Annotated in this window: 9 protein-coding genes; all 9 read left to right on the forward strand. The window is 43.2% G+C overall.

The window, feature by feature from the left end; translation table 11 throughout:
* Position 1: 1 nt before the first annotated feature.
* Complete coding sequence (locus RDN93_RS03960) at positions 2 to 1,855, forward strand: beta-L-arabinofuranosidase domain-containing protein (RefSeq protein WP_308744267.1); 1,854 nt, start codon at positions 2 to 4, stop codon at positions 1,853 to 1,855.
* A gap of 521 nt (positions 1,856 to 2,376) precedes the next feature.
* Positions 2,377 to 2,895, forward strand: a complete 519-nt coding sequence (locus tag RDN93_RS03965) for a sigma-70 family RNA polymerase sigma factor (protein WP_308744268.1) — start codon at positions 2,377 to 2,379, stop codon at positions 2,893 to 2,895.
* Positions 2,896 to 2,938: 43 nt separating this feature from the next.
* Positions 2,939 to 6,190 (forward strand): TonB-dependent receptor, encoded by a 3,252-nt coding sequence (locus RDN93_RS03970; protein ID WP_308744269.1) that lies wholly within the window; start codon positions 2,939 to 2,941, stop codon positions 6,188 to 6,190.
* 28 nt (positions 6,191 to 6,218) lie between these two features.
* Complete coding sequence (locus RDN93_RS03975) at positions 6,219 to 7,997, forward strand: RagB/SusD family nutrient uptake outer membrane protein (protein WP_308744270.1); 1,779 nt, start codon at positions 6,219 to 6,221, stop codon at positions 7,995 to 7,997.
* 25 nt (positions 7,998 to 8,022) lie between these two features.
* On the forward strand, positions 8,023 to 9,192 hold the full coding sequence (locus RDN93_RS03980; RefSeq protein WP_308744271.1) for a DUF5013 domain-containing protein: 1,170 nt from the start codon (positions 8,023 to 8,025) through the stop codon (positions 9,190 to 9,192).
* A gap of 25 nt (positions 9,193 to 9,217) precedes the next feature.
* The gene (locus RDN93_RS03985; RefSeq protein ID WP_308744272.1) at positions 9,218 to 10,726 is read left to right on the forward strand and encodes an IPT/TIG domain-containing protein; all 1,509 of its coding nucleotides are present in this window, start codon (positions 9,218 to 9,220) and stop codon (positions 10,724 to 10,726) included.
* A 24-nt stretch (positions 10,727 to 10,750) separates the two neighbouring features.
* Entirely contained in the window at positions 10,751 to 12,070 is a 1,320-nt protein-coding gene (locus tag RDN93_RS03990) for an alginate lyase family protein (RefSeq protein WP_308744273.1), read from the forward strand.
* A 105-nt stretch (positions 12,071 to 12,175) separates the two neighbouring features.
* Positions 12,176 to 13,615, forward strand: coding sequence for a glycosyl hydrolase family 28 protein (locus RDN93_RS03995; protein WP_308744303.1), 1,440 nt, complete (start codon positions 12,176 to 12,178; stop codon positions 13,613 to 13,615).
* Positions 13,612 to 15,198: a glycoside hydrolase family protein gene (locus RDN93_RS04000; protein ID WP_308744274.1), complete on the forward strand. Its 1,587-nt coding sequence runs from the start codon at positions 13,612 to 13,614 to the stop codon at positions 15,196 to 15,198. Before RDN93_RS03995 ends, RDN93_RS04000 begins: the two co-directional genes overlap by 4 nt.
* Positions 15,199 to 15,207 lie beyond the last annotated feature (9 nt).

The raw sequence follows: 15,207 nt of genomic DNA on the forward strand, positions 1-15,207 counted from the left end.
TATGAAAAATAAATATACACTACTGGTAGCTTTATTGGTTTTCTTTCAAATTCATTCTTTCGCCCAGGATATGTTCAATACTGGAGTTGAAAAAGCGAAGCCTTATTCTAATGCGGCAGTCACGTTAAGACCTTCCTGGATTAAGCAGCGTGAAGAATTAAACACCAGGTTTCTGAAATCATTGGAACCGGACAGATTGCTGCATAATTTCAGGGTGAATGCAGGACTGCCGTCGGATGCGCAACCGCTGGAAGGGTGGGAAGCTCCTAAAATAGGGTTGCGTGGGCATTTTGTCGGACACTATCTTTCAGCCATATCCTGTGCAGTGGAAAAATATCACGATGCGCAATTGGCCGGTGCGCTGAATTATATGATTGAGGAACTGTATAAGTGCCAGCAAGCCTTGGGAAATGGATACTTGAGTGCATTCCCCGAGAAAGATTTTGAGGTACTCGAAACCCGCTATTCCGGTGTATGGGCTCCTTATTATACTTATCACAAGATTATGCAGGGGTTATTGGATGCATATGTCCGGACAGGGAACAAGAAAGCGTATGATATGGTAATACAGATGGCCTCTTACGTAGACCGCCGTATGTCGCGTCTTGATGCCCGGACCATTGAAAAGGTTCTTTACAGTGTAGGCGCCAATCCTTCCAACGAGGCGGGGGCGATGAATGAGGTTCTATACAAGTTATATAAAGTATCTAAGAATCCGAAACATCTGGCTTTGGCGAAGATATTCGACAGGGACTGGTTTCTTATCCCATTATCGCAAAATCAGAATATCTTGTCCGGATTACATTCCAACACCCATCTGGTATTGGTGAACGGATTCGCCCAGCGCTATTCAATCATGCGTGATAAACCCTATTATGATGCAGTAGTGAATTTCTGGAATATGCTGATGAAAGAACATACGTATGTAAACGGTTCGAGCAGTGGCCCCCGGCCAAACGTTGTGACCCGTACTTCTCTTTCGGCCGAACACTGGGGAGTGCCCGGACATCTTAGCAATACACTGACCAAAGAGATTGCCGAATCCTGTGTTTCTCATAACACTCAGAAACTGACTTCAACTCTTTTCACGTGGGAAGCGAATCCTATCTATGCAGATGTCTATATGAATACATTCTATAATTCTATCCTGGCACTGCAAAGTGCCCACACGGGAGCTTGTGTCTATCATTTGCCTTTAGGTTCCCCACGCAAAAAGGCTTTCCTGAAAGAAAATGATTTTCGCTGTTGCAATGGCTCGACCATAGAAGCATTTGCACTGCTCAACTCCGGTATTTATTATCATAATGATTCTACGCTTTGGGTGAACCTCTATGTCCCTTCCGAACTGGACTGGAAAGAAAAGAATATTCGCCTGGAACAATCCGGTGAATTCCCTATGAACTCTTCCGTAGAGTTTTCGGTTTCTGTAAAGAAACAGACCGCATTCGGCTTGAATCTCTTTATTCCGTCCTGGGCTAAGGCAGTAGACGTATTTGTGAATGGAGAAAAACAACAGACGGAAATAACTCCTGATTCTTACGTAAGCATAAACAGGAAATGGAAGAATAAAGACAAGGTAAGATTAGTGTTTCACTATGATTTTTATATCAAGACCATGCCTGACGACAAGAACATGATTGCTATATTCTATGGTCCTATCCTTCTGGCATTTGAGAATGGCTCCGAACTTATCCTGAAAGGAACCCCTGAGGATATACTGAATGGGCTGAAGGTGCAAGGTGATGATAATGGTAGCTTTACCTTGAATAATGGCGGACGGGTATATTCGCTAAAACCGCTATATGCTATTGAAGAACATAGTTATGGCGTATATGCTACTATAAGAAACTACTGATAACCGATACTACCTGACCTCTTATCTCTTAATAGATAACTTCCTATCTATTAAGACTAAACTTCCTTTTCTCTAGTGGTAAACTTCCTTTCGGCTTACACTAAACTATAAACGCAAGCTTTGATTATAAAAACGCAAGTTCTATTTTTATAATCAAAGCTTTCATTTATAAAAACGCAACTTGCGTTTGAAGATTACAATATGGCGAGAATAACTTTACTACTAGAGGAAAGGAAGTTTGCAATAGGGACCTGATAACTTTTCTATTAATAGCTGAGACGACAAGAACTGCTGGATTGGGTATAAAGCTGTACTGAAACGAATCCAACACACAGGATAACATAGGATAAAGGAAGGAAACGCAATAATTGTAACAGCCATATTCTTCGATGAAATGGGGATTTTTGTTATCAACAAGCATGTATGTTACCAATTTCGTATCATTTGTTACTACATTACCATTCCAAGATACCTTCTTGCTCTACTTTTGTATCATCAATCAATGACTAATTATGAATGCTATGAGCGCACATGTAACCACATTAGAAGATTTCTTCTCGGAATGCTACCTTCAATACTATGATGTCATCAAAAGGTATATCGCTTCCCGTATCTATAACTCTTATGAGGCGGAAGACTTGGCGCAGGATGTCTTTGTACGTTTATGGGAACACAGGGCATTTGTGAATAAGGATACGGCTCGCCCGTTGCTTTTTACTATTGCACGGAATTTGGTGATAGACAAGATTCGTCGCTATTATAAAAAGGAAGAGATTTTCTCCTATATATATAATGCACAAGAGACGGGTCGGAATACAACCGAGGATACAATCTATTCCAAGGAGCTTCAGATATTACACCGTCAGGTAGTGAATGCGCTTCCTGGCAGACGCCGTCAAATCTATGAACTTAGCTTTCGTGGGATGGCTTCGCCTGTTATTGCAGACAAGCTTTACCTGTCTACCCGCACCGTTGAAGGGCAGTTGCTGCTTGCCCGCAAATCGGTACGCACTTCGTTAAAACAACAGTTGGCAGGTTGATTATATAGAAAAATATACTAAATTCAATTTTTAAATTAATATTATGAGAATTAAACCCAGTTTCTTATCTAGTAAAGGAGCCGTTATAGCTTTGGCTATGCTGGTAGGCGGTTCGTCCGGTACGTTGCTACTGGCAAACACCGGAGTAGAAGAAAACATGATTGTCGCCCAAACGGGGCGGACAGTCAAAGGAGTTGTTACAGACCAGAACGGTGAGCCGTTGATTGGCTGTAATGTCGTTGTTGTAGGTTCGCAAGAAGGAGTGATAACAGACCTTGATGGAAGATTCAGCTTGAAAGTGTCTGATGGTGCAAAACAGTTGAAGGTTACCTATATCGGGTATGTAGAACAGATTGTGACTATCGGCAGTAGTCCGGAAATAAAGATAACGTTGAAAGAAGACAATAATGCGTTGGAAGAAGTGGTCGTTGTAGGTTACGGAACCCAGAAGAAAGCTACGCTGACCGGTTCTATCGAGCAGGTGAGCGGGAAGGCATTGGAAAGTCGTGCGGTAACCAATGTCGGTCTGGCTTTGCAGGGGCAGACACCGGGCCTGGCAGTGACCCGTTCATCCGCCCGTCCGGGAAATGAAGACTTGAAGTTCCAGATTCGTGGCGCGACATCAGTCAATGGGGGTGACCCGTTGGTTATCATTGATGGAGTTCCCGCTTTGAATGGACAATCTTTTCAGAATATGAACGCTGACGATATTGAAAGTATCAGTGTCTTGAAGGATGGTGCAGCCTCTATCTATGGTGCGAAAGCTGCTAATGGCGTAATCCTTGTTACTACCAAAAAAGGTAAAGGAAAAGTGAGTGTCGATTATAACTTCAATATGCGCTTCAATACCAATGGTATTACGGGATTCTCGCCTTCCATGTCAGAATATGCCCAAATGTGGCTGGCTGCCAACAAGGAAGAAAAAGTGCCCGACTGGTGGGCATGGGTTTCGCAGGCAAACATGGAGAAAATGGCTCAGGGGATTGAAGGAATCTATCCCACCCAGTATTATGGAGACATATTTATCGGCAATGCCAACCGTTTGGAAGAAATGTTTGCCACTCGTTTTTCTTATCAGCATAATCTGAGTATCTCCGGTGCCACGGATAAATCCGATTTCCGTATTTCGGCCGCTTATGCCGATAATCAGGCGAATCTGGCTACCGCTTATGACGGACAGAAGCAGATAAACTTACGTTTGAACTATGGTTATCAGTTAGCCAAATGGATAAGACTGGAAACAGGGGCAAGTCTGGTAAATACAGATACGGAATCTCCTTCCGTGGGGTTGGACAATTCATTGTATGGCAATGATATGCCTTTCTTCCCTGCAAAGAATCCTTACGGACAGTGGTATGCCAACTTTGGTAATGTAGGTGACCGCCAGGCGGTTGCCGCAACAACCGACGGCGGACGCGATATCAAGAAGTCATTGACTACCCGTATAGATATGAAAGCAATCGTTGATATATGGAAAGGAATCAGCTTTGAAGGTATGGCTTCTTTCCAGAATGAAGAATTCAGACGTGAGCGTTGGGTGACTCCGGTGCAGACTTATGACTGGTTCGGAAATCCTGCCCAGCAACTGGTCAGCTCTACGGTAACGGGACTGAATACCACAGACCCGTCGAATCTGGACCATAATAATCCGGGCTACCTGACTGTTGCCGAAAATTATTTCTATCAATATTATTCTGCTCTGCTGAAATATAACAAGACATTTGCCGGCGTGCACAATGTGTCTGCCCTTATGGGTATCAATGCGGAAAAGAAGCAAGTGAAGAAGCTGGCTGCCGGACGCAAGGACTTTGAGAATGACGGAGTATATGACTTGAATCTGGCTGATGGCACATTGCAGGGAAATAGTGGTGGAAAGTATCAGAATGGTACATATTCATACATTGCTAAAGTGAACTATGATTATGCGGAAAAATATCTGATTGAGTTGATGGGACGTCGTGACGGTAATTCCAAGTTTGCGGACGGTTATCGTTTCCAGAATTACGGTTCATTCTCTTTGGGATGGGTATTTACACAAGAGAATTTTATAAAGCCCATCTCTTCTTTTATTGGTCTAGACTTCGGTAAGGTACGTTTGAGTTATGGTAGTTCCGGAAATGACGCCGGACTGGGTAATTATGATTACGTGTCAACTATTAATCAGGGAACCACCATATTGGGTTCACCCGCCGGCACACACATCTCTACCTCATTGAATAATTCCGGCTTGATTAGTCTGACGAGGACATGGGAGCGCGTGGAGCAGAAGAATATCGGTGTGGACTTGAATTTCCTCAATAACCGTCTGGTCTTCAACTGGGACTATTTTATCAAAGACAACAAAGGTATGTTGTCCGAAGTTTCATATCCTGCCATCTTGGGGGCTAGAGCTCCTAAGACGAATAGCGGTCATTTGCGTGTAAGGGGATGGGAAGTTTCCTTGACCTGGCGGGATCGCATAAAAGATTTCTCATACTATGTTACGGCGAATGTCAGTGATACACGTAGCAAGTTGATGGAGCTGGAAGGAGCCAATACGATTGCCGCCGGAAAGAATAAAACATTGAACGGCTATCCGCTGAATGCTTACTTCTTATATAAGACGGACGGTTACTTCCAGTCGCAGGAAGAGGTGAACGCTTATTATGCGAAATATGGTAATACGGGAGCACTGGCATCCCTGCCGGCAGGCGGCAGCACGGAACTTCGTCCGGGCGATATCAAACGTCTGGATTTAAGTGGAGACCGTTCTATTTCTGCCGATGGCGGCGCGTCCAGTGACTTGATTTACATGGGAGATGGTAATGCGCATTACCTATTCGGCATTACGCTTGGCGGTTCGTGGAAAGGGTTTGATTTTAACGCCTTATTTCAGGGAGTTGGCAAGCAGTTGATTATGAGACAAGGCTGGATGGCTTATCCGTTTGCTACCAGATACACCAATCAGAATTTCAACTTTATAGGGCAGACTTGGACGGAAGATAATCCCAATGCGGAGTTTCCACGTCTGACTGTCTATACGGAACGTGCGAAATGGAATTACGAGAACAATGACTTCATGCTGCAAAACAACAGATATGTTCGTCTGAAATCGTTAGTCGTTGGTTATACCTTGCCGCAAGTGTGGACGAGAAAAGCGAAACTGGAAAAAGTCCGCGTCTACTTCTCCGGTAACGACTTATGGGAGGCAACGAGTATAAAAGACGGATTTGATCCGGAAATGGGGGAGATGTCGCAAAACTCCGGTTACCCGTTCTCCAGAACATGGTCGTTCGGTATTAATGTTGGTTTCTGATTTTGTAACTTTTATAAATTTGATGGATATGAGAAAATTATATATAATGATTCTTTCCGGTTTGTTGCTTGGCTTGTCAAGCTGTTCGGACATCTTTCTGGATCTCGATCCGCAAGATCAGCGGACGGATGTGGTGTATTTTAAAAAGGCGTCGGATTTTAAAGACTATGCCACAGGCTTTTATGGACAGCTTCTAGGATGGCGTACGCCGTATGGCAAGTACTCTATTTACAACTTTATGGATTCTTCTTCGGACTTGGCTTCCAATTTTCTGGCTTCATCGGAGGTAGGACGTGGAACGATTGCTATTTCATCTTCAGATGAACGTTGGGATAAGTGTTATGGCTATATACGTACCGTTAATATTTTGTTTGAGAAAGCGAAGAATTATCCGGGCAACCAGTCGGAGATAGCGCCTTATCTGGCGGAAGCTTATTTCTTCCGTGCCTATAATTACTTTACGTTGTTGAAGGCTTTTGGGGGCGTGCCTGTGATAACTACCGCGCTGGATACAGATTCTCCGGAACTAAAATCTTTCAGAAACAGCCGTTATGAGGTAGTCGACCTGATTCTTTCGGATTTGACAAATGCGATAGCTGCTCTTCCTATGGAGCAGAATATCCCTGATACTGATAAAGGACGTGTCAGCAAATGGGCTGCCGAAGCTTTTAAGGCACGTGTGTTGCTTTATGAAGCTACCTGGAGAAAGTATAACGGGACATCAACGGACTTTGCCGGATCTACCGGTCCTGCCAAAGATCAGGTAAATGACTTTCTGGACGAGGCAATCACCTTGTGTGAGGATGTGACGAAGAGAGGCGGGTATCAAATCTGGAATTATAATAGCAATGAGAAGATTAAGAATCAAAGCAACTTATATTTGTTTAACCTGGAAGATGCGGGAAGTAATCCGGCGGGATTGACTAAAAGCAGTAATAAGGAGTTTATCCTCTATGGTGTTTATGATATTAATTTAAGGACAGGCGGAGTGAACTTGAGCCATACCGTTATGTCAATGATTCCGAGCCGTAAATTGATTGATATGTTTCTTTGTACGGACGGTAAACCGATTGACAAATCCGACTTGTTTCAGGGATATCATAAAACCGGGGATGAATTTAAGAACCGTGATTATCGTTTAATGAATTATATCAATGGCGGGACAGAACCTACACCGGGGTCGGTGACACTGGACAAAGGATTGGCCGGGTATGACTGTACGAAATTCAAGGCTTACAACTATCCGACTTATCGTAAGGCAAATGATGAATCGGCTAACTATCCGGTATTACGTCTGGCGGAAGTATATCTGAATTATGCGGAAGCTTGTTATGAACGTCACGGAAAAGTGACTGATGCACAGTTGGCAGGAATCAACGAATTGCGTGCCCGTGCCGGTGTAGCTGCTTTGACTAACAAGCTGGTTGAAGATAACGGATTGGATATGTTGGAAGAGATTCGTCGTGAACGTGCAATAGAGCTATATATGGAAGGTGCCCGTTTCGATGATTTGAAACGTTGGGGAATTGCGGAAGAGGCACTGAACGCTTCACGTTGTGGCATGGTTGTTGGCGGTGATGGTTATGCGACAGATTTCAAATCGGCAGACGGTACTGTTACGGGACGTTATGCGCCGAAGACTTTTGTCTGGGGAGAAGAAAAGGTACAGACAGGAGACGGAGTTCTGAATTGTGTGGTCATCAGCAGTGCTGCAAACCATTCTTTCAAAAAGAAGCATTATTTGTGGCCGATACCTCAGACACAGATTGATTTGAATCCGAATTTGAAACAGAATCCGGGATATTGATTAATTATTTAACATGGATAAGATTATGAAGCGTTTATTTATAAAAACCATAAGTTACTGCTTGCTGGCTTTGGGAACAGTAGTCTTTACTAATTGCGAAAAAGACAGTAATATCAAACAGTATGTATATCCTGCTCCTGAAGTGTCGGGATATTCGCCTGCTGCAGGCTATGTGAAGTCCCGCGTGGCAATATTGGGACATAATTTCGGTGACCGTACGGAAGCGGTAAAAGTGTCTTTCGGAGGAATACCGGCGGACAATGTATTGTCTTGTAACAATAATTGTGTGGTAGTGGAAGTGCCTGGAGGAGCTATGAATGGTGACATAACTTTGCAGGTGTGGACTCATTCGGTAAATGTGGGAAATTATGAGATTTGGCCTTCGCCCATTGTTTCTGAAATGATAACAGAAAGTGGTTCTACTATTGTCAGTCCCGGAGAAACGGTTACAATCAAGGGTACAGGCTTCGGTACGGCAAAAGAAGATGTTGTTGTGAAATTCGGTGGTGTGAAAGCTACTGTGGCTAGCTGGTCGGAAACGGAGATTCGGGCGGTAGCTCCCGAAGATTTTCCTACCGGAGAGTTAATCATTGTAGTCAATGGTTTTGAAGTAGTCGCCGGAGCTGTGTTGAATCCGTTTGCCAAAGGAGACGTTTCAGTTGCTTACTTGAAGAACTACAGGCAACCGTTCAAAATAGACCCTAATATGACTGATGCGCAATTGGGGACTAATCCCGGAACTTATTTGCCGGCTGATTGGACTGTAAATGCGGCGGCTCGCAGTATGCAGAATACAGGGGCGTCAGAGAAAGTGGCAGGTTTGAATAGTGATAACTTACTTTTGCAGGCCGGATGGGGAGCTAACAACTTTACGAATGGTAAGCTTTATCAGACAACGACATTACCGAAGGGAAAATACCGTCTGACAGTAAATATGAAGGAGTATGGAGTGAAGACCAGTACGCTTTATTTAGCTGTTGCTGCGGGAAGTGAGCTGCCCGATGTTACTGACATTGCAGATAATGAATCGGTTAAAGGATTCTATCTGTTTGAGGGAGAGAATAGGTCAGCTTCCGTTGTACAGTTCGAATTTGAGCTTACAGAGGAAAGCACTGAAGTAGCCCTCGGGTTTGTATGTTCTCTAACCGCCAACGGCTGGTTCAGAGCGACGGAATTAAAGTTAGAATTATTATAATCATACTATAAAAACAAAGAAACAGATGAGAAAGATATATTTAATATTACCGTTGTTGTTCTCATTGCTGACCATTTCTTGTGATGATGATGCAGAAATAGTACGGCTGACAAATGAAGATCCTGCTCTGTCAGTTTCCAATATATCACCCCAACGTGGTTATGCCGGGACGGAAATCACTATTGAAGGGGCCAACTTCGGAGCGGCGAAAGAGTTGGTGAAAGTATTTTTTGCAGGTATGGAAGAGCCGGTGGAGCTACTAACTTGTGAAGATACCAAATTGGTCGTGAAGGTTCCTGAAAATGCGACTAGTGGTCCTTTGACTATTGAAGCGAACAAAATGAAGATTGTAACGACAGACTGGCTTTTTACGGTTATTCCCGATCCTGAAATGACGGAAATATCACCGGCAAGGGTAACAGGCAATGCGGAGGTTACAATTACCGGTAAGAATTTCGGTACAGTAAAAGAAGATGTGAAGTTGTATTGTACAATAGATGGAGAAGAGGTTCCTTTCACGATAAATTCATGTACAGATGAAGAAATAAAGGCTATTGTTCCTGAAACTACGGTATTTGGAGAGTTTGACGTCAAAGTGCAGATTCAGGGAAAAGCGGCAAAGAATACATTGAAAATCACTTTGCTTGAGAAACCGACTGTCACTGCTGCGAAATCTGATAATGTGTTGAGTGGAAGTTTTGCATTTGCGGGAGACAAAGTGACAATTTCCGGTACAGGCTTCGGCACTGATGCCGCTGCTGTCACAGTGAAATTCGGTGATATAGTTGCTGCTTCCGTTGAATCTTGTGAGAACGGGAAAATAGTGGCGATTGTTCCGGATGGTTTTGTCGGCGGTAAAGTTACTGTGACAAAGGATGAGCTTTCTTCTACTTCTACGGATGAACTGAAAGTGTTGGAGGCTGATACGGACATATCAAGTTATGTACTGAAAAATTATAAGGCTCCGTTTGCTCGTAATGAATATAAGGAAGGACAGGGAAGTGATGCAAATACTTGGGCTGAACCGGCTGGCTGGATTGTGAATGAAGCTGCGCAGAACTTGTTGAACAGATATATCAATAAGAACTGGTGTACAGTACCCGTTGGAGGATTGAATCTGAATGAGCAAGGTGAAGGAGTGGCGTTGGTAATGCAGGCAGGTTGGAACAACGATGCTGTTGCAGGTACAAAGTCGATAGATAATGGTAAAATGTATCAGGTGATTACCTTGCCCAAAGGTTTATATAAACTGGATGTCATTTATGGAGAGGTCGTATTGAAAGGTAATCCTAATGTTGCGATTAGTAAGAATAAGACTGAATTACCCAATCCCGAAGATTTGTCGGCTACTAATGGGGATGTATTCTGGAAATTTGTTAATCATAGTAAGAATGATCCTGTTGCAACTCATTCTATCTCTTTTGATTTGTCGGAGACAACAGAGGTTTGCCTGGGCTTTACAGCCGACTTGCCAAATGGTTCTTGCTTTAAAGTCACTGAACTCAAATTAGTTTATGTAGGTGATGTACAATAGTTCTAATTTATAAAACGAGTAAATATGAAAAAGATATATTATTTGATGTTCTTCAGTCTATTGTCGTTGTCGACGGCTTGTGGTGACGATATTGACCCGATAGAAAGAAATTGGGTGACAGATAATGGTGAAGAGGAAATTCCCCATAACATCGTGATAAAGGATGAAAGTGAAGCAATGATTCATCCGGGCGGATTGCATAGTGCGGAAGAACTGGCACGTGTGAAAGAAAAAGTGGCAAATAGTGAATCTCCATGGATTGAAGGATGGAATAAACTTTTGGAAAACAACCATTTTCAGGCAGCTACTTCGGAAGCGATGTTTGCTGACGGGCTTGGGCTTCCCAATACTACCGTTGTTCCTAATCCTACAGCGAAACTTATCAGAGGCGGAGGTACTGTTTGGGAACCGGAATCTGATAATTATAATAATGCAGCCAATCAGGCTCATGCAGCTTATCATTATGCGTTGGCCTGGAAGGTTACAGGTGATGCGAAATATGCACAGGCATCCGTTAATATTCTGAATGCGTGGGCTACTACCTGCAAGTCTATCAATGGTGATTCCAATCTGTCATTGGCAGCCGGATTATATGGCTATCAGTTTGCTAATGCCGCAGAGCTTATGCGTGACTATTCCGGATGGAACTCTGATGATTTTAAGGCATACCAGCAGTGGATGATAGATGTCTTTTATGCTGCCAATCATGATTTTCTTGTCAGGCATCATGGAGCTAATGTGCTGAATTACTGGGCGAACTGGGGACTGGCTAATCTGGCATCTATGTTGTCTATCGGTATTTTGGCCGACCGTCGTGACATTTACAATGAGGCCGTTGAGTATTTATTAAACGGTGACGGTAATGGCTGTCTGAGAAAAACAATTGTTCATGTATTTGATGGTGAGAATGCAGGCCTGGCACAGATTCAGGAAAGCGGTCGTGACCAGGGACACTCTACATTGGTGATTGGGCTGTTGGGAGTGATTGCTCAAATGACTTACAATCAAGGAGATGATTTCTTCGGTTATAACAACAATGTTATCTTGAAGGCATCGGAATATGTAACCAAGTATAACGTGGCAATGCTGGATGTTCCTTTTGTGGAATATAACGGATATCATGGAGTACATACGGAAATTAGCGCAGACGGTAGAGGCTCAACACGTCCGATGTATGAAGTGCTCTATTGGCATTATGCTAGAATCAAGAATGTAGAGCCCCAATGGATGCGTTATACATTGATGGGGGTAAATCAGATGCATCCGGAAACCGGTGCACAGACCGGTGATAATGGGGGTGCCTATGATTTGTTGGGATACGGTACGTTGATGTATCCGAGATAAGAAATTAGATTATTAATAAGTACAGGCTGGTATCTTTGGACTATCAGCCTGTATATTCTATATTTGACAGGAAATTTAATGATAAATGTTGTAAGATATTATATGATGAAGAGATTCTGGGTCTTGTTATTATTTTGTACAGTAGTACTAAATTGCATATCAGCTTCTATAAAAGAACCTTTGGTAACCTATGCCGCTCCCGGGGGAGCAGCATTAAATGATGATTTCACAGTCCGGGTTCGGCAAAAAGGGAGAGAATGGGCTGTATTATCTACCTATCTGGTCAAGGTTGATGAAGTAAGGAATACAAAACATCATGTAGAAAGTGCTTCAATGGCGACTTTTGATTTTTCAGGAACGGTAGAGGTGGCTGTTACCTATAATCGGGGAAAAGTGAATGCGGCAAGAATTCGTCCTCTTTCATATAATATACCCTCTCAAATAGAGAATAATACAGTAACCTTTTCATTGGATCGTCCCGGAAACTTGTCGGTAGAAGTGAATGGAGATATTTTCCATAACCTGCATTTGTTTGCTAATCCGATAGAGGAATCAGTGCCGGATAAAAATGATCCGGATGTACTTTATTATGCTCCGGGCATCCATACCTTAGAAAACGGAGAATTGAGAGTCCCTTCCGGGAAAACAGTCTATCTGGCGGGTGGAGCTCTTCTGATGGGACGTGTAGTGATTGATAATGTACATGATGTCAAGTTGATAGGAAGAGGAATCATTGACCACACAGTGAAAGGAGGTATCAGGATTGCAAATTCACGGAATGTATATGTGGAAGGTATTGCGGCTACGCAGTGTTCTACAGGCGGGTCGGACAATGTCACCATTCGTAATGTGAAATGCATAAGTTATTATTCATGGGGGGATGGCATGAATGTGTTTGCCAGCACCAATGTTTTGTTTGATGGCGTTTTCTGCCGTACCTCGGACGACTGTACTACGGTTTATGGAACCCGTCTTGGTTTTGTGGGAGGATGCAGAAATATAACGATGCGGAATTCTACCCTTTGGGCTGATGTAGCTCACCCCATTTTCATAGGGCTTCACGGAAACACAAAAGAACCGGAAATACTCGAAAATCTGAATTATATTAATATTGATATATTAGACCATAAGGAGAAGCAGGTGGATTATCAAGGTTGCCTTGCTATCAACGCAGGTGATAATAACCTGGTGCGTAAAGTGCGTTTTGAGAATATCCGCATCGAGAACATCCGACAGGGACAGATTGTGAATCTGCGTATCTTTAATAATGAAAAATATTGTACGGCTCCCGGAAGAGGAATTGAAGATGTATTGTTCAAAAACGTATCATATGCAGGAGAGAATGCAGAACTGTCAATCATAGAAGGGCATAATGAAGAGCGCAAAGTGAAAAATGTCCGTTTTGAGAATCTTTCTATTAATGGCGAGTTTATTTATGATGAAATGCCGGATAAACCGAAATGGTATAAGACGGCAGATATGGCCCGCTTTTATATTGGGCCGCATGTGGAAGGGATTACGTTTACAAAAACAGATATAAAATGAGGAGGAAATTATTACTATTGATTGGACTGTGCGGTTTCTTTGCCGGTATGGATGCGCAAATCACAGAGCGCAAGCGACCGGAAGAATGGCAATATTTGATTGAGGGTGGACGTTTTATGGATCGTTTCTTACCTATGCAGGGAAGTGTTACCGCAAAAGATGTATGGGGAACCGATAGTGTGCGTCTCCGATACGTAGACAATGGCATTGAACTTCCTGCAACTTCTTTCTGGGGTGGAAATATATTGCAGACTCCCGATGGTAATTACCATTTGTTTGTTTGCGGATGGCCTGAAAACTCTCCCAAGGGGCATATGTTCTGGCCGCATTCTACTGTTTATCATGCTACTAGCAAATATTTACATGGCCCATTTGTCATAAAAGGATCCATAGGTAAGGGACATAATCCGGAAGCCTTCGTCTTGAAGGATGGGCGTATTGTGGTTTATGTCATTGACGGTTACTATATTGCTGATAGCATGGACGGCCCATGGACATACGGCAAGTTTGATTTTGACGCCCGGGATCGGAAAATTATAGAGGGCCTGTCTAACCTCACATTTGCCCGGCGGCAGGATAATTCTTATCTGATGGTCTGCCGCGGTGGTGGCGTGTGGGTGAGTCGTGACGGTCTTTCCACTTACAACCAGTTGACGGATAAAAGAGTATATCCGGACGTGGACGGACGTTTTGAGGATCCTGTTGTATGGCGGGATTCTCTTCAATACCATTTGATTGTAAATGATTGGCTGGGACGAATCGCCTATTACCAACGTTCGAAAGACGGGGTACATTGGGTGACCGAACAAGGAGAAGCATACATGCCCGGTGTATCATTCCATAAAGATGGATATGTGGAGCATTGGTTCAAATATGAACGTCCGAAAGTTTTTCAAGACAAGCAAGGGCGTGCCGTTCAGATGAATTTTGCCGTTATTGATACTATTAAGTGGAATGACCTTCCCAGTGACCATCATAGTTCCAAGAATATTTGTATTCCACTGAACAAGGGATTATTACTTTCTGTCTTGAATCAGGAACCGATAAAACCGGATACACGGACTATTGAGGTCAAGATCGAGGCGGAAGATGATTTTGATCCGCAGACAGAAGTTGATATAGAGTCTTTACGCTTTGGCTCGTACACGGAAGTCAATTTCGGGCGAGGCTGTAAACCTCTTCGGACAAAGAAATCCGGTAAAGATTTGATTGTGGTTTTTAACGGGAAAAACAGTGGTATCACGGAGGAAGAGTTTGCACCCAAGATGATAGGAAAAGATAAAAAAGGAAATTTGATATACGGATATGCCCGTCTGCCGTTTGTTTGTTATACGCCTCCATTACTTTCGGCACGTCGCCCTGTCATGGACGATGCGAAAAAAGAACTAACTGTTGAAGTACAAAACTTTGGCCTGTCCGTTTCTCAAAGGACGGGGGTAAAAGTATTATGCGATGGAAAAATCCAGGCACAGGGTACGGTCGGACCGTTGAATCCCTATGAGCAGGTGGTACTTTCTTTGAAGATAGAAAATAAGGCTATTTCCGAACAGCCTTCCTATGAAGTTGTCTTTTTTAGGTTATAAATAATAGAC

Source organism: uncultured Bacteroides sp. (genome assembly GCF_902491285.1).
In the GTDB taxonomy this organism is placed as follows: domain Bacteria; phylum Bacteroidota; class Bacteroidia; order Bacteroidales; family Bacteroidaceae; genus Bacteroides.